At 56.0% G+C, this 16,242-nt stretch carries 16 protein-coding genes; 6 read left to right on the top strand and 10 right to left on the bottom strand.

Features of this window, described 5'->3' with window-relative positions:
• Nucleotides 1–55 precede the first annotated feature (55 nt).
• From fsa to ACRBCU_RS04200, 4 genes are all read left to right on the top strand, one after another.
• Complete coding sequence (gene fsa, locus ACRBCU_RS04215; RefSeq protein WP_431364118.1) at nt 56–709, top strand: fructose-6-phosphate aldolase; 654 nt, start codon at nt 56–58, stop codon at nt 707–709.
• A 48-nt stretch (nt 710–757) separates the two neighbouring features.
• Nucleotides 758–1,465, top strand: coding sequence for a DUF484 family protein (locus ACRBCU_RS04210; protein WP_431364117.1), 708 nt, complete (start codon nt 758–760; stop codon nt 1,463–1,465).
• 2 nt (nt 1,466–1,467) lie between these two features.
• Nucleotides 1,468–2,382: a tyrosine recombinase XerC gene (locus ACRBCU_RS04205; RefSeq protein WP_431364116.1), complete on the top strand. Its 915-nt coding sequence runs from the start codon at nt 1,468–1,470 to the stop codon at nt 2,380–2,382.
• Between the two features lie 118 nt (nt 2,383–2,500).
• Complete coding sequence (locus ACRBCU_RS04200) at nt 2,501–3,196, top strand: CDP-alcohol phosphatidyltransferase family protein (RefSeq protein ID WP_431364115.1); 696 nt, start codon at nt 2,501–2,503, stop codon at nt 3,194–3,196.
• Here ACRBCU_RS04200 and ACRBCU_RS04195 read toward each other — a convergent pair.
• From ACRBCU_RS04195 to ACRBCU_RS04175, 5 genes are all read right to left on the bottom strand, one after another.
• A complete protein-coding gene (locus ACRBCU_RS04195; protein ID WP_431364114.1) occupies nt 3,183–4,022 on the bottom strand; it encodes an EamA family transporter in 840 nt (279 codons plus the stop codon). The genes ACRBCU_RS04200 and ACRBCU_RS04195 overlap by 14 nt on opposite strands.
• A 17-nt stretch (nt 4,023–4,039) precedes the next feature.
• Nucleotides 4,040–6,976, bottom strand: a complete 2,937-nt coding sequence (gene ileS, locus ACRBCU_RS04190; protein ID WP_431364113.1) for an isoleucine--tRNA ligase — start codon at nt 6,974–6,976, stop codon at nt 4,040–4,042.
• Between the two features lie 194 nt (nt 6,977–7,170).
• Complete coding sequence (locus ACRBCU_RS04185) at nt 7,171–8,172, bottom strand: YcjF family protein (RefSeq protein WP_431364112.1); 1,002 nt, start codon at nt 8,170–8,172, stop codon at nt 7,171–7,173.
• Nucleotides 8,165–8,626 (bottom strand): N-acetyltransferase family protein, encoded by a 462-nt coding sequence (locus ACRBCU_RS04180; protein ID WP_431364111.1) that lies wholly within the window; start codon nt 8,624–8,626, stop codon nt 8,165–8,167. The genes ACRBCU_RS04185 and ACRBCU_RS04180 overlap by 8 nt, the downstream gene beginning before the upstream one ends.
• Nucleotides 8,623–10,038, bottom strand: coding sequence for a YcjX family protein (locus ACRBCU_RS04175; RefSeq protein WP_431364110.1), 1,416 nt, complete (start codon nt 10,036–10,038; stop codon nt 8,623–8,625). The genes ACRBCU_RS04180 and ACRBCU_RS04175 overlap by 4 nt, the downstream gene beginning before the upstream one ends.
• Before the next feature lie 112 nt (nt 10,039–10,150).
• Between ACRBCU_RS04175 and truA the strand changes: the two genes are divergently transcribed.
• On the top strand, nt 10,151–10,930 hold the full coding sequence (truA, locus tag ACRBCU_RS04170; protein WP_431364109.1) for a tRNA pseudouridine(38-40) synthase TruA: 780 nt from the start codon (nt 10,151–10,153) through the stop codon (nt 10,928–10,930).
• 73 nt (nt 10,931–11,003) lie between these two features.
• Here truA and ACRBCU_RS04165 read toward each other — a convergent pair whose 3' ends face one another.
• The 5 genes from ACRBCU_RS04165 to ACRBCU_RS04145 all read right to left on the bottom strand — a co-directional run bounded on the left by ACRBCU_RS04165 (nt 11,004) and on the right by ACRBCU_RS04145 (nt 15,195).
• Nucleotides 11,004–11,444 (bottom strand): DUF3726 domain-containing protein, encoded by a 441-nt coding sequence (locus ACRBCU_RS04165; RefSeq protein WP_431364108.1) that lies wholly within the window; start codon nt 11,442–11,444, stop codon nt 11,004–11,006.
• 3 nt (nt 11,445–11,447) lie between these two features.
• Nucleotides 11,448–13,100, bottom strand: a complete 1,653-nt coding sequence (locus tag ACRBCU_RS04160; RefSeq protein WP_431364107.1) for a hypothetical protein — start codon at nt 13,098–13,100, stop codon at nt 11,448–11,450.
• Nucleotides 13,097–14,080 carry a membrane dipeptidase gene (locus ACRBCU_RS04155; protein WP_431364106.1) on the bottom strand — a complete coding sequence of 328 codons (984 nt, stop codon included), beginning with the start codon at nt 14,078–14,080 and terminating at the stop codon, nt 13,097–13,099. Before ACRBCU_RS04155 ends, ACRBCU_RS04160 begins: the two co-directional genes overlap by 4 nt.
• 91 nt (nt 14,081–14,171) lie before the next feature.
• Entirely contained in the window at nt 14,172–14,666 is a 495-nt protein-coding gene (locus tag ACRBCU_RS04150) for a ClbS/DfsB family four-helix bundle protein (protein ID WP_431364105.1), read from the bottom strand.
• A 79-nt stretch (nt 14,667–14,745) separates the two neighbouring features.
• The gene (locus ACRBCU_RS04145) at nt 14,746–15,195 is read right to left on the bottom strand and encodes a nucleoside deaminase (protein ID WP_431364104.1); all 450 of its coding nucleotides are present in this window, start codon (nt 15,193–15,195) and stop codon (nt 14,746–14,748) included.
• Nucleotides 15,196–15,248: 53 nt separating this feature from the next.
• Here ACRBCU_RS04145 and ACRBCU_RS04140 point away from each other — a divergent pair, with 53 nt between their 5' ends.
• Complete coding sequence (locus ACRBCU_RS04140; RefSeq protein ID WP_431364103.1) at nt 15,249–16,208, top strand: pseudouridine synthase; 960 nt, start codon at nt 15,249–15,251, stop codon at nt 16,206–16,208.
• The last annotated feature ends 34 nt before the right edge of the window (nt 16,209–16,242 follow it).

The following is a 16,242-nucleotide window of genomic DNA, read 5'->3' as shown; positions in this document are numbered from 1 at the left end:
CCATGAGGTAAAGGCTCAGCCAAGCAACGCCAACCCCCTCAAAGGATAACCGCCCATGAAATTCTTCGTAGACACCGCCGAAATCGACCAGATTGCCGAACTCAATGACCTTGGCATGGTGGATGGCGTGACAACCAATCCCTCGCTGATCATGAAATCAGGCCGTGACATCTTGGAAGTCACCAAAGAAATCGCCGCGCTGGTGGATGGTCCTGTTTCTGCTGAAGTCGTCGCAACCGAAGCGGATGAAATGATCGCAGAGGGTCGCAAACTGGCCAAGATCGCGGACAACATCACCGTCAAAGTGCCGCTCACATGGGCCGGTCTGCAAACCTGCAAAACGCTCTCATCTGAGGGCACAATGGTTAACGTCACCCTGTGCTTCTCTGCGAACCAAGCGCTCTTGGCCGCAAAAGCAGGCGCAACCTTCATCTCGCCTTTCGTGGGCCGCATGGATGACATCAACATCGACGGTATGGAGCTGATCCAAGACATCCGCACCATCTATGACAACTACGGCTTTGACACTGAAATTCTGGTCGCCTCAATCCGCACTGTGAACCACGTCCTTGAATCCGCGCTGATCGGTGCAGACGTGATGACAGCGCCGCCAGCCGTTATCAAAAAGCTCGCCGATCACCCGCTGACCGATGCAGGTCTGGCACAGTTTATGGCCGATTGGGCAAAAACAGGTCAGAATATCCTCTGATTTCTGAGGCTCTCGTGCTATAGCGCTGAAAAAAAGAACGAGAGCAGAATGAACACCAGCGCTGAAATGACAGATGATCTGCGCGAGCGGATCATCACACGACCCGATGTAATCCTCGAAGACAAAGACCTGATGAAGGCTTTGATCGAGGCAAATGAACGCGCGATGGGCGGCAATATCGTCGATCTGCGCGGCATCGCGATGGAGCGTCTAGAGGCGCGTCTGGATCGCCTTGAGGACACGCACCGCTCTGTGATTGCGGCGGCTTATGAGAACCTTGCTGGCACCAACCAAGTACACCGTGCGATTTTGCGCATGCTTGATCCCGTTGATTTTGAAAGCTTTCTGAAAGACCTCGGCGGGGAAGTTGCTGAAATCCTGCGCGTGGATTGCATCCGCCTTGTTCTGGAATCCGTTCAGGCTGAAGACGAACCCGCAGTGAGCAAACTCTCTGACGTTCTTTGCGTTGCTGAACCCGGTTTCATCGCGACCTACCTTGGCGGCCATCCTGATCGCCCATCCCGCAATGTGACCCTGCGCCAAATTTCAGAAGGGCACGAAGCGATCTACGCCGAAGCCGCTGGTTGGGTGCGCTCTGAAGCCTGTCTCACGCTTGATTTCGGCGCAGGCCGCCTGCCCGGCATGCTGGTCATGGGCGCGGAAGATCCGCATCAATTTACACCGCAGCAAGGCACGGATTTGCTCGCCTTTTTCGGCGGTGTGTTTGAACGCGCGATGCGCCGCTGGCTGTCGTGAGTATGATCTCCCCTCAAGCGCGCGATGCACTTGAGCACTGGCTTGAAGCTCAAAAATCACTGAAAGGTGCATCGGAGAATACGATCAAAGCCTATAGCGCTGATACGGTCGAATTCATCGCCTTCATGAGTGAATACACAGGCGAGTCCCAAGGACTGGCAGCGCTTTCGCGTATCACAACACGCGACATGCGCGCATGGATGGCAGCGACCCGCGGCACAGATGTGGGAGCGCGTTCACTTGCGCGCAAACTCTCGTCAGTGAAAAGCTTTTACCGCTGGCTGGCTGAACGCGAAGGCTTTGAACCCACGGCCGTACTCACCATTCGCGCGCCCAAGTTTCAAAAGAAACTTCCGCGCCCCCTGGCCGAAGATGCGGCCAAGGCGATGATTGAAACCGTTGAATTTCAAACGCCCCATGCATGGGTCGCCGCGCGCGATAGTGCTGTGTTGACCTTGCTCTATGGTTGCGGATTGCGCATTTCCGAGGCGCTTAGCCTTCAAGGTGCTGATGTTCCCCTCCCTGAGAGCCTGCGCATTCTGGGCAAAGGCGGCAAAGAACGCGTGGTTCCTGTGTTGCCGGCAGCCCGCGAAGCGGTTGAGGCTTACCTCAAGCTCTGTCCGCATCCGCTCGAGCCAAGTTCGCCCCTGTTCAGAGGTATTCGCGGTGGTGCGCTTAACCCGCGCGCAGTGCAAGAGGTTATGGCAAAGGCGCGCATGCAACTTGGCCTTCCTGCGACCGCAACGCCGCATGCGATGCGCCATAGTTTTGCGACCCATCTGCTTAGCGCTGGCGGCGATCTACGATCAATTCAAGAGCTTCTCGGTCATGCGTCGCTCTCGACCACGCAAGCCTATACTGCTGTCGATACCGCGCGCCTCATGGAAGTCTATGATCGTGCGCACCCAAAAGCCTGAACCATTTGTTGCCGCTCGCTTTAATATCTTCGCTGGTGGACAATCCGTTTCAAACGAATTTTCGAAATTTCTTTGAAAGAAATTTGCGCCCCGTTGCAAAATAGGTCATGTCCTGCTGATGACACCACAAAATCGCGCTCTCGCCGTTCACCTTCTCACCGCCACTGGCGCGGTATTTGCAATGCTTGCCATGCTCGCCGCAGTCGATGCCAAATGGGATATGATGTTCCTTTGGCTGGTTGTTGCCTTTGCTGTCGATGGCATTGATGGCCCGCTTGCGCGCAAGTTTGATGTCAAAACCTATGCACCCCAATTTGACGGCGTCTTGCTTGACCTCATTATCGACTATCTCACTTATGTGTTCATTCCAGCCTTTGCCTTGTTCAAATCAGGCTTGCTGCCAGGCTGGACAGGTTGGTTCGCAATTATTGTCATAACCTTCGCTTCGGCAATGTATTTTGCTGATACGAGGATGAAATCAAAAGACAATTCTTTCTCAGGATTTCCGGGATGCTGGAACATGCTGATCATCGTGATTTTCGCAATTGAGCCGAATTTCTGGATTTCACTTGCTCTTGTCGCGGCGCTCGCACTTGCGATGTTCTTGCCACTGAAGTTCATTCATCCCGTCCGCACAGAGCGTTGGCGCGCGCTGTCGCTGCCGATTGCACTTGCTTGGACGTTCTTTGCTGGATGGGCCGCTTGGGTCGATTTCCACCCGGAAAGCTGGGCACATTGGGGGCTGGTCGTGACTTCTGTTTACCTGACTTTTGCAGGCATTGCGCAGCAGATCATTCCTGCTAAATCCGCGTAAGCACAACGCCGCAGATTATCAACGCAGCGGCGATGGCTTTGCCGCGATCCATTTTATCGCCCATGATGAGCCATCCGATAAGAACGGCAAACAGAATCGAGGTTTCTCGAAGCGCCGTTACCAATGCAATTGGCGCTTGGGTCATGGCCCAAACCACGATCGCATAAGCGCCATAAGATGCTGCCCCTGCGCCTGCGCCAACAAGCCAATCCGTGTGCGTTGCCCGAAGCACAGCGCGTCCACGTAAAGCCACTAAGACAGGCGTGAACAAAAGCGCGTCCAAGAAAAACATCCAAGCGACATAGCCAATAGCATCGCCCGCAACGCGCGCGCCCATGCCATCGACAATAGAATACCCCGCCGTCATAAAGGCTGATCCAAGCGCCAAAGGCACCAAGCGGCGCGACTCTCCATTAGAAAACACACCGCGCGCCATCATCAAGATACCTGCGCCCAGCACCAAGATGCCAAAAACTTCCAAACCCGTCAGCGTATCGGACAGCAAAACCCCGCTAAGCGCGAGAACAATCATCGGCGCGCCGCCACGCGCAATTGGGTAGACGCGGCTTAGATCGCCCTGCTCATAGGCATAGGTCAGGAACAGTTTGTAACCCGAGTGAAACACGCCAGAGGCCAAAAGCCACGGAAACCAAACCTCCATCGCGGGGATGGGCCGTGTCAGCGCGATGATCAAACCAAAGCCGCCTTGCAGCACGGTCATAATCAACATGGAGGTGAATTTACTCCCTCCCGATTTGATGAGCGCATTCCAGCTTGCGTGTAGCAAGGCGGCCGCAAGGACCGCGAAGAATACAAATGCGCTCATCTAAGGATCATCTTGCGTTACCCGTCCAACGCGTCAGAGCAACGGCCGCACACGCCTTGGTGTTTATGCGCGCCAACATCAGGCAAGATCTTCCAGCACCGCTGGCATTTCTCGCCGTCCGCCTTATCAAATGACACGGCAACACCGCTCACATCCGCCATAGTGAACGCGCCCTCTGGGGCGGCATCACCAGACACGAAGATCGCAGAGGTGATCGCGATATCATCAAACGGCACACTCTCCAGCGCAGCGCGCAGATCAGCGTCTTCGATGTAAACCGTCGGAGCCGCTTCCAGTGATGCGCCAATGACTTTCTCGGTGCGCTGCACTTCGAGCGCTGCCGTCACAACGCGGCGCGCGGCGCGGATAGCGGTCCACTTGGCTGCCAGTGCATCGTCTTTCCACTCCGCAGGCGTATCAACGAAGTCCACCAAGTGAACCGAGCTGTCCTCGCCTCCGAAGCGCTCAAGCCAGACTTCTTCCATCGTGAACACCAACACAGGTGCAAGCCAAGTCGTCAGGCGTGTGAAGAGGATATCGAGCACTGTACGCGCGGCGCGGCGGCGCTCAGTGTCGCCATCACAATAGAGCGCGTCTTTGCGGATATCGAAATAGAAAGCAGAAAGCTCAACCGTCGCGAAGGTGAAGACCGCAGAGAAGACCCCTTGGAAATCAAAGGCTTTGTAGCCTGCGCGCACGGTCTCATCTAGCTCGGCAAGACGGTGCAACACCCAGCGCTCAAGCTCTGGCATATCGCTTGGCTCTACGCGGTCGCTTTCAGAGAAATCATTGAGCGAGCCAAGCATGAAACGCATCGTATTGCGAAGGCGGCGATAGCTATCGGCGACACCTTTCAGGATTTCAGGCCCAATACGCTGATCAGTCGTATAATCCGTCTGCGCCACCCAAAGACGCAAGATATCTGCGCCGTATTGTTTGACGATGGTCTCCGGCACGATGGTATTCCCGATGGACTTGGACATCTTGAGGCCCTTCTCGTCCAGCGTCATCCCGTGGGTGACAACATTGCGATAAGGCGCGCGCCCGAGCGTGCCACAGGCCTGCAAGAGCGAGGAATGGAACCAACCGCGGTGCTGGTCGGTGCCTTCCATGTAGACATCCGCGATACCATCTTCGGTACCATCCGCGCGATCGCGCAGAACAAAGCTGTGCGTGGAGCCTGAATCGAACCAAACATCGAGCACGTCGAACACTTGATCAAAGTCATCAGGGTTGACGATACCATCGAGGAAGCGCTCCTTTGCGCCCTCCATATACCATGCATCCGCGCCCTCGGCTTCAAACGCTTCAACAATGCGCGCATTCACGGCGTCGTCTTTCAAAAGGAAATCCGCGTCCGTCGGCAGCTTGCCCTTGCGCGTAAACACGGTCAAAGGCACGCCCCAAGCGCGTTGGCGCGAAAGCACCCAGTCAGGGCGCGTTTCGATCATGGAATAAAGGCGGTTGCGCCCTGTTTGCGGTGTCCATTTCACCAGCTCGTCGATCGAGGTCAGCGCGCGCTCGCGGATGGTTTTTCCGTAGGTATCCTGATCATCGCCCACCGCGCGATCCACGGCCGCGAACCACTGCGGCGTGTTGCGGTAGATGATCGGTGCTTTGGAGCGCCAGGAATGTGGGTAGCTGTGCTTGATCTTGCCGCGACCCAAAAGGCCGCCGACCTCGACCAGCTTGTCGATGACAGCCTTGTTGGCGTTGCCCTCTTTGCCGTTCGGCTTGAGGATTGCCTTGCCACCAAAGAACGGCAGATCATCGCGGAAACGACCGTCGTCCATGATGTTATAGGTGATCACCTGTTCCAGCATGCCGAGATCACGGTAGAGTTCGAATTCCTCCATACCGTGGCTTGGTGCGCAGTGCACAAAACCTGTGCCTTCGGTGTCGGTGACAAAGTCAGCCGCGCGGAAATCACGGATGTCGTCCCATTCGCCTTCGCCGCCTTCCGCACCCGCGAGCGGGTGCATGAGCGAGATCGTCTCAAGCTGCGCGTTCGTTACGTCAGCCTTGCGAGTATACATGCCCTCCTCAAGCCGCGCGCGGCCAAAGACGTCGGCGGCAAGGTTATCGGCCAGCAAATAAGTATCGCCAGCACTCAACCAGCATTCCTCTGGCGTCGATGTGACCTCGTAGAGACCATAGGAAATGCCTGCGCCATAAACGACAGCCTTGTTGGACGGGATCGTCCATGGGGTCGTCGTCCAGATCACGACTTTGGCCGCATCCAGCGCGGCATCGCCCGTGCCTGTGACTTGGAACTTCACCCAGATCGTAAAGCTTTCCTTGTCGTGATACTCGACCTCGGCCTCGGCCAGCGCGGTCTGCTCAACAGGTGACCACATCACAGGTTTGGACCCTTGATAAAGCGTGCCGTTCATCAGGAACTTCTGGAATTCTTCGGCGATTACTGCTTCGGCGTGGAAATCCATCGTCAGGTACGGATCAGGCCAGTTGCCAGTGATACCGAGACGTTTGAATTCTTCACGCTGGATATCGACCCAACCTTCGGCAAACTTGCGGCATTCCTGTCGGAAATCGACGATGTTCACTTCGTCCTTGTTCTTGCCCTTCTTGCGGTATTGCTCCTCGATCTTCCACTCAATCGGCAGACCGTGGCAATCCCAACCGGGCACATAACGGGAATCGAACCCCATCATCTGATGGCTGCGCACGATCATGTCTTTGATGGTTTTGTTCAGCGCATGGCCGATGTGCAAGTGACCGTTCGCATAGGGCGGGCCATCATGCAAAGTGAAGGGCGGACGCCCCTCTTTGGCGCGAAGGCGGTCATAAACGCCCATCTTCTCCCAACGCTCCAGCCACTCAGGCTCGCGCTTGGGCAGACCCGCGCGCATGGGGAAATCGGTTTTCGGCAGATTCAGCGTGGATTTGTAATCTACACTATTGTCATTTGTGTTTTCGGTCGTGTCAGCACACATATCGGGCGTCCTTTGGAACGTAGAATTTTAAGAAAGAAGGGCAGCGCGGGCATGTCCCATACGCCTTATCCCGGCGGCTCAATGCTTAGAGCGCCGGGCTGATAATTCGAATAATGATCGCGAATATCCGTGCCATGTTGAAGGAGCTTATAGGCGCGCGCGCTCTTGGGGTCCAGAGGGTGTTCTATCGACGCCTATCCCTCTTTCGCGAACAACCCAGTGAGGGCACGGCGCACCAAACCTGTCACCGATGGACGTTTGAGCGCAGTGAACGGTAAGGGTCGGCAGACCTCCATCGCGGCCACGCCAACGCGCGCGGTCAAAGCGCCGTTGACCACGCCTTCTCCAAAGCGCCGCGAGACTTTGCCAAGCACGCCGCCGCCCGCAACCGAGGACAGGAAGTCATCACCAATCGCGACTGCGCCTGTCGCAACCAAATGGGTCATCACCGCGCGCGTGAGGCGCCAATTGCCCAAGGTGCCAGAGCGACCGCCATAAATCTCAGCAATACGGCGGATCATCCGCAGATTCGACGTCAGGGCCGTCGCAACGTCCGCCAAGGCCAAAGGCACAAGCGCAGTGACCATCGCCACCTGACGGGTCGCGGCCTCGATCTCGCGGAGTGCGGCGGTATCGAGCGGGCCAAGAACATCGCGCTCGGCCAAATCCAAAAGCGTATCACCATCAACAATGCCATCGCTGTTTTCGGCCAATGCTTCTCGGCCCCAGCGGGTATCTTCGCGCCCTTTATAAAGCCTTTTGATCTGATCAACGAGTGCTTGCGCGTCTCTCAAATCACCACTGGCACGGGCAGCCTCACCTGCACGATGCATTACATCCATGCGCTTTAGCCGCGAAAACGCTGCCAATTCACGCAAAGCCATCACCAGAAGGACCGCGACAAAGGCCACCATCAAAACCGTGACCGCATAACCCAGCAGCGGCACCCGAGCGATCAATCCGTTGGCAAAATCCCAAGCCGCGAGCGAAATCGCAAAACCCATCAGAGACAGCAGCAAACCCCAGAACCACTTAACCAGACGCGAAGGCCTGCGCGCCGCAAGCGTCGCGATCGTTTGCATCGCTTGCCCCTTGGGCGCGGGGGCCTCTAACTCTGGCACAGGTTGGGCCGCCTCTGGGCCAATCTCTGGCGCAGGTGCATCCTCAAGATCAATTAAGACAGGACCTTTAGCCATGCGCATTCTCCTTTTTGGGCGACTTCCAGACAAATCGAATATCTGGCAGGCCTTCTTCATTTCCAGTTCCATCTGTGCGTTCGGCTTCGCTAAAGCCATGACGCTGGTAAAACCGCTGCGCGCCTGTGTTGGCTTGAAACGTCCACAGCTCTAAATGATCAACGCGCTGTTTTGCGTCCTCCAAGAGCTGCGTTCCGATCCCCTGCCCCTGTGCATCCTTGCGCACGTAGAGCGATTGAACCATCGCGTCACTTCGCGCGATGAAGCCAACGACCTCGCCCAAAACCTCGCAAACCCGCACCCAGCCGCGATCTATCAAATCGCCCATATGCGCTATGTCCTGTGCGCCCGAATGAATCTGGGGCTTCCAAGCATTGGCCAAAACAGCTTGCGAGAGCATTTCGCCCAGTTTGCCAGAATCCGTGCTGCGCGCCGCTCTCAATACGCCGCTCACAGCTTGTCCCCGATCAGGAATTGCGCCGCTTTATCGAGCCTTATGTGCGGCGGGCCAGAACCCACCTTGAGCGTAAGTGGCGCAGGCGCAAATCGCATGATCTGATAGTCCTGATCCAACCAAGCCTCTGCCCCATTGCGCGCAGGCCCCAGCAAATGCGAGGGATCTTTTGGTAGCTGGCCGGGATAGAACGCGGCCTGTTTGCCGTTGTCCAAAAGCGTGCCGCGCACACAATTGAGCGAAGCCCCATCATGCTCGATGGTTTCTTCTGTCGTTGCGCGCAACGCCGCGAGGGACATTGAATTGGTTTTGGCACCCGCAAATTTGGCTTTGTCACGCGCTTCTCGCGTGAGCGCTTCCATAATGGCGGTTAACTCTGGATGCTGGGTATGATGGAGGTGATCCGCTTTGCTCGCCGCAAACAAAATACGCTCGACCCGCTTTCCAAGTAACAGTTTGCTTAGAAACGCATTTGTACCGGGGCGAAACGCGCTCAGAATGTCGCTCATTGCTGCACGCAAATCCTCAACCGAGCGCGGGCCGTTGTGAATAGCGCCCAGCGCATCCACCAAGACCACCTGACGATCAATGCGCGAAAAATGATCGCGAAAAAACGGCTTCACGACCCGCGCTTTGTAGGCTTCGTATCGTCGCGCCATTTCCCGCCCAAGCGAGCGACGTGGCGCGCCATGAGCATGGGGAATTGGGGCAAAGGTAATCACGGGGCTGCCCGCCAAGTCACCGGGCAGAATGAACCGTCCCGGCGTGCAATCGTAATACCCCGCTGAGCGCGCCTCATGTAGATAATTTGTAAAGCTGGCCGCTAGAGCCTGCGCCTGCGGCTCTTCCAATTTCGCGCTCGCGTCTATTTCGCCGATCAACTCACGATAGGCTTGCGCTTCCTTGCGGTTTTCAATCCTTTTCAGAACCTCGCTTGACCATTCGTCATAGCTTTTGTCGAGCAACGCCAAATCAAGCAGCCATTCACCGGGGTAGTCCACAATATCCAAATGCACAGTGCGCGGACCCTGCAAACCGCCAAGCAAGCCATTTGGTTGAACCTGCAAAGACACTCTCAATTCGGAAATCGCGCGTGTGCTATCGGGCCAATGGGGCTCCCGCGCGGTTAAGGCGCCAAGGTGGGTTTCATAGTCAAATCTGGGAACCGTATCATCAGGTTGAGGTTGCAGATAGGCAGCTGTGATGCGTCCTTCTGATGCGGCCAAAAGCTGGGGCATGCGCCCGCGATCAAGCAGGTTCGCAACAAGCGACGTTATAAACACGGTTTTGCCCGAACGGGCCAATCCCGTAACGCCCAATCGGATCACTGGCTCGAACAGGGTTTCGTTCACTGTATCGCGTGCGCCCTCAATCGTGCGCACAATCCCGTCTGCTAGGGTAGAAATAACCACTTTGGCCGCCTTCGTCCGTCATTCAATGCTCTCAAGGATAGGCATGCCGCTCTTGCGTTACCAGAGGGGAAAAGCATTGCCGCGCGCCCCCTATCAAGCTAAGAGCAGCGCCATGCCAAGATATGCCCTAAAAGTTGAATACCATGGTGCCCCCTTTGTCGGGTGGCAGCGCCAGAAAGAGCACGTCTCGGTGCAAGGCCAGATCGAAGCGGCGCTATCGAAACTGGAACCGGGCCCGCACACGATTGCCGCCGCAGGGCGCACCGACGCAGGTGTTCATGCATGGGGGCAAGTCGCGCATTGCGATCTGTCACGCGATTGGGACCCTTTCAAACTATCCGGTGCGCTGAATTACCACCTCAAGCCTGATCCCATCGCAATTACCGCCTGCGCGCGTGTGAGCGATGATTGGCACGCGCGTTTTTCGGCGACAGAGCGCCGCTATGAATTCCGTTTGCTCATGCGCCGCGCTCCTGCGACCCATGATGACGGGTTGGTTTGGCAAGTCTCTCGCACGTTGGATGTCAAAGCCATGCAAGCTGGCGCGCGCCATCTTGTTGGCCATCATGATTTCACAACATTCCGTTCGTCCATTTGCCAAGCTCAAAGCCCGCTCAAAACCCTCGATGAGCTAAGCATCCGCCAAATTGAAGGACCGTCTGGCCCAGAAGTACGCTTCACCGTGCGCGCGCGCTCGTTCCTGCACAATCAAGTGCGCAGCTTTGTCGGCACGCTTGAATGCGTTGGATCGGGCGCGTGGCATCCCGATGATGTCAAAACCGCACTAGAGGCCAAATCCCGCGCGGCCTGCGGCACGGTCAGCCCGCCGCATGGCCTCTACCTCGCGCATGTGACCTACCCATCGGACGTCTTTGCAGAGCCACATCAATAAACTTCTTTGGTCAAAAAATATCTCGGGGAGTCGATCTTTGATCGACGGGGCAGCGCCCCAGCCAACATTGCCTTCAATCGTTATCGCTTAGCCCAGCGCCAGCGCCTGCCAATCGCGATTGCTCGGTTTCGGGCACAAGGATGCGCGCTGCAAGAAGAGCCAATCCGTCCCAAACCTCTGGATCGACCTCAAACGGCCCAACAGGCACCGACCGCTGCGATAGAGCATCACACAAAGTCGCGCTGATTTTCGCCTCCAAACGAACATCAAGACCAGCAGCTTGCAAATCCGACAGACAAATCACCGCCAAAACAGGATGGCCGCCCGACAAGAGACCCTCTTGAAACGCAGGCATCTCAAAAGGCTCATTCAACAAATCGAGCGCTACTTCAAGTTTTCCGAGTGAGGCCAAATACGGAGCCGCGCGCGCAAATTCCTCAGCGCAGCCGAGCGTCATGCCCGCGCCGCGTGCAGCCTTCAAAACCATGCCCGAAATTTCGTTAGACGATCGCATCCTCTAGTCTCCAAAACATGGCAGCCACCAATCGTCGGCATTGTCCAACTCATCAAACAAAGGCGCGCCTTGGCACAGGGTGATCCGCGTCCAGCGATCTGATTTAGGGTCAAACTTGGCCGCCCCAAAGAACGACAATTTGCACCGCAACATATCAATCGGCAAGCAGCCCTCCCCAATGAGATTGTCGCGGATTTCACCATATGGTGCGAGAGCGAGCGTTTGAACGCGGCGCACCGCGAAACGCGTATCTGGAGCACGCAACAAAAACTCCGCAACGCTTCCTGTCTGATCCAAGCACGCCGCATAAAGCGCGGAAACCTGCCGTGCGATATCGAGCGGACTTTCAAGGTCAGCGCCCTCTTCGTCGTGCCGCATCCCTAGGCGCGGCTCTTGCTTGGCCTCTGATACATACCAGAACTGCGCCGTTTCAATCTGCCCGTCAAAATCAATATCCAGGGCCCATTGCCAATCTCGAACAATCAACGCACGCAACTCTGTGACGCTCATTGCTGGATCAAAATCCGCCTCATGAGCGCTCGCCATCTCGTCACAGAGTTGATCAATCAATGGGCCAAAGGGCTCTAACAATAGCGCAATGAGCAACTCTTGTGTATCTTCAAACCAGCGCTCTGCCGCTTCCAAAATACGCGCTATAGGGTTTTGGCCTGCGAGTTGGGCCTGCAGCAGACTCTGGACCTCTGGCCAGTCTTTACGAACCTGCGCAATCCTGCGCGCGGCAATTTCGTCAGGCACATCCCACTCATCTAAATGACGCGCAACACGCTTTGCCAACTCAAGCACTCTCGCCTGCGCGCGCGCGTCTAAATCGGGCACTCCTGCGACGCGCGCCAAAGCTGCTTCGCGTGTTTGCATCCACCGGTCTAACAAACGTGGGTGACTTACTAAAAACGGAGCCATGCCAAGCCCCGTTGAATTACCGATCCCCAAATGCCGCTTTAGACGCCGGTCAAGCTTCGCACCGCCAACATGCTCAACAAGATCATGGGTGAAACCGCGGATGAGCCAAACCGTCAACATTTCGGCTGCGAATGGGCCGCCCAAACACGGGCGCGCGGCAATATGGCCGCGATCAGCAATGCCAAACTTGCCGTTGCCATAGACAGCCGTTGTACGCATCAAATAGCCAATATCGCGCACCATTTTTTCATCTGGTTGCGCGCCGTTTTTTAGCGCATCGGTAACGTGCTGAAAGAGACGCACAGATTTGTTGGCGCGGCTCAGAACAAGATCGCGCGCGGTAAACCTTGCGGCTTCTTGTTTGGGCGCGGCCGCAACGATACGTGCAATTTCAGCCGCATTTGGAATACCATCATACAGCACATAAGCCGTATCCCAAGCCGTCGCGATCACCCGATCCGTGCGCATTTCGGGTGGCAAATCAGTGGACACCGCAACAAGCGAATACGAATGCCCCCCAAGTTCGAGCGCGTAGACAGCGTGACCAAAACCACCTTCATTCATTTGCCAAACGCGGCGTTCGACATGGGCGCTGTCTTGCGCGAGATCACGCATCAAACGGCGTAAGAACGACAGACGCGTCGGGAACATCGCGCCCATGCGGCGCAACCGCATGACTGTGCTTGGCGGGCGCATCGGCGATTGCGCCGGGGCATTTAGATCGGCGACGTTCATTTCGCTGGGCCAAACGACGTTTCGTAAAACTTAAGCCAGTTGCCACCCATTATCCCCTCGGCTTCAGCTTGGCTGAAGCCAGCAGTTCTCAAACCAGCTAGGATGTTTCCAAAATCACGATTGTCGTTAAACCAGCTTGGCATTGGCGGAAACCCGGCATCGCTGGCGCTGCCTTCACCGTAATCAATGACCTTGCTCCATCGCCCAACGCGCATCCATTCGACGATGCTATCGGGTTGATCTTGGCAAAGGTCCGTTCCGATTCCCAGGTTCTCTGCTCCATAACGCGACGCAGCTTCGGCGATCATCTCGCAAAAGCTATTGAGCGTGCAATTTGGTCCGTCTTTCAAATGATGCGGATAAACCGAAAACCCGAGCATGCCCCCCCTCTGTGTTAAGGCGCGCAAGACCTCATCAGATTTGTTGCGCAGCGCAGGGTGCCACCAATGTGGATTGGCATGGGTGATAGCAATTGGCCTCGAAGAGTGGTCAATCGCTTCCAAGGTTGAACGATCCGCAGAATGGGACATATCCACGACCAATCCCACGCGGTTCATTTCCGCCACGACTTGCTTGCCCATCCGGGTTAGGCCAGTGTCATCTTCTTCATAGCACCCCGTCGCGAGAAGGGACTGGTTGTTATACGTAAGCTGCATGAAACGAATGCCCAGTTGATGACAAATTTCAACAAGGCCAATATCATCCTCGATCGGACTCGGGTTTTGGAACCCAAAAAAGATTGCTGTGCGTCCTGTTTCTTGGGCTAAGCGCACATCTGCGGCGGTTGTGCCTTTGAAAATCAATTCAGGGAAACGTTCAAACCATCGGTTGAAAGCCTCCAGGTTCAAAACCATTTCACGAAAGCTTTCATGATAAGCAATGGTCACATGAACAGCGTCAACGCCCCCCTCTCGCATCTGGCGAAAGATGGCTTCGGACCAATTGGCGTACTGCAGGTTGTCTATCAATGGTGTTCTCATGCGCGTCACGCTGACCTGAAATCAAAACGCAGGCAAGATAGTAAATTCTTCTGCGAAGAATTTGCCGAGGAGATTTTTCGCAGAAAAATCTTCATCCCCACGCGCGCTTGAAAGACCGTAGGTATTTGGCAGCAGAGCGATAATGAGAGGGGCCCGCAGCTTCGGCCCATCGACCCGTTGTCCATTTGTTGTTCGCGCCTCTCATCGGCCCGCCATAAAGCGCTTCGTCGGAGTGAACATCGATGAAGCTCAGGAGTGCGTTATGGGCTTTCGCAATCATCTCGCATGCCTCTTGCCAATCCACGTCCTTTTGTTCAGCGCGCAGCGCCGCATTGTAAGATGGTAGATCATTCCATTTATACCCTTTGGCCGGAAAATAGACCTGCTTGCCAGCTTGCCCGTCCCTATGCCAGCCAAGAAATAAGCCTACCCAATGGGCGCGGTGTGCGATGACATCTTTGATCGAAATGTCTTCTTCTTTGTGCATCGCTAATTCGGGTGAAACAGAGTCCATTAATGCTTCAAGCTTTGCAAATTCCTTTTGCGTGACCTTAAGAAGATCAGCTTTGTTGGTTGCTGCCGGCATATGCTTTCCTCCTGCTGTAGCTTACCTAACACCCAGAAGAGCCGCTTTGAGCGGGATCAAATCTTCGCAGAAGATTTGACTAGGCTCGTTTTTCTTCGAAAAACGACGTTAACAGCGCTGCTGCTTCTTGCGCACCAATTCCATCGTAGACTTCGGGGGCATGATGGCTTTGAGTGCGTTCAAACACCCGAGCACCCACACTAACCCCGCCAGATTTCGCATCCCTTGCCCCGTAATACAGCCGTGCAATCCGCGCATGGGCAATAGCGCCTGCGCACATCGCACAGGGTTCTAGCGTTACATACAAATCGCAACCGACAAGCCGATCTACGCCAAGCGCCGCGCAGGCGTCTCGGATCGCTAAGATTTCCGCATGCGCAGAAGGATCACACCCTGCCCGCGTCCCATTGCGCCCGCGCCCAATGATCTGCCCATCTTTGACCACGACCGCCCCCACAGGCACTTCGCCTGCATCTGCCGCCAGCCGAGCCTCGGCCAAAGCGTCCTCCATAAAGGATATGAATTGCATAAACCCTGACCATCCGCCTTTCGCTGCGCGCCTCTATAGCCTAAAGCATCCATATGAACACAGAAACACCCAAAGGCGATCGTATCGCAAAAGTCTTGGCCCGTGCTGGCGTTGCCTCGCGCCGCGAAGCCGAACGTATGATCGAAGCCGGGCGCATCACTGTTGATGGCGTCAAGATCGACAGCCCCGCGCTGAATGTCGGACCGCGCGCGCGCATAACTGTGGACGGCAAGCCGATGACCCCACCAGAGCCGCCGCGCGTGTGGCTTTATCACAAGCCGCTTGGCCTTGTTACGACAGACAGTGATGAGAAGGGCCGCAAGACCATCTATGATGATCTGCCCGAAAACATGCCGCGCGTGATGAGCGTGGGTCGCCTCGATTTGAATTCGGAAGGCTTGATCCTGCTCACCAATGACGGCGCGCTCAAACGCAAACTGGAATTACCTGCGACTGGCTGGATGCGCAAATATCGTGTTCGCGTGAATGGTCGCCCACAAGAAGAAACCTTTGAGCCTTTGCGCCGCGGCCTCAACCTGCAAGGCGAATTGTTCCAACCGATGCTGATCACCATTGATCGCCAGCAAGGTGCAAATGCGTGGCTGACCGTCGGAATTCGCGAAGGGAAGAACCGTGAGATTCGCCGCGCAATGGAGGCAATTGGTTTAAGCGTTAACCGCTTGATCCGCACAAGTTACGGCCCCTTCCAACTTGGTAATCTTAAAGTCGGCGCAGTAGAAGAACTCAGGCGCCGCGCGCTCAAAGATCAGTTGGGACTAAGCGACGAAGAGCTTGAAGCCCCCGGCGCTCCAGCCAAGCGTAAAACAGACACTCGCGGCAAAACCTCTGTTACACGGGGCAAGCGCCCGCCCTTGCCAAAAGGCGCGCTGCGCAAAACGGAAGATGACTGGGCAACCGGGCGACGCGAGCCTAAACCGCGCGGCAAAACCCTTGCCAGCAAAAGCAACAAAGCGCCCTTAAAACCCCGCGGCAAACCTGCCCCCAAGCGCTAGTCAGGCGTTAAAGGTCAGGAATTCCCCCTTTCCC

The sequence above is a fragment of the Planktotalea sp. genome (assembly GCF_050633725.1).
Taxonomy (GTDB): Bacteria; Pseudomonadota; Alphaproteobacteria; order Rhodobacterales; family Rhodobacteraceae; genus Planktotalea.
This window is presented reverse-complemented; position numbering and strand designations above follow the sequence as displayed.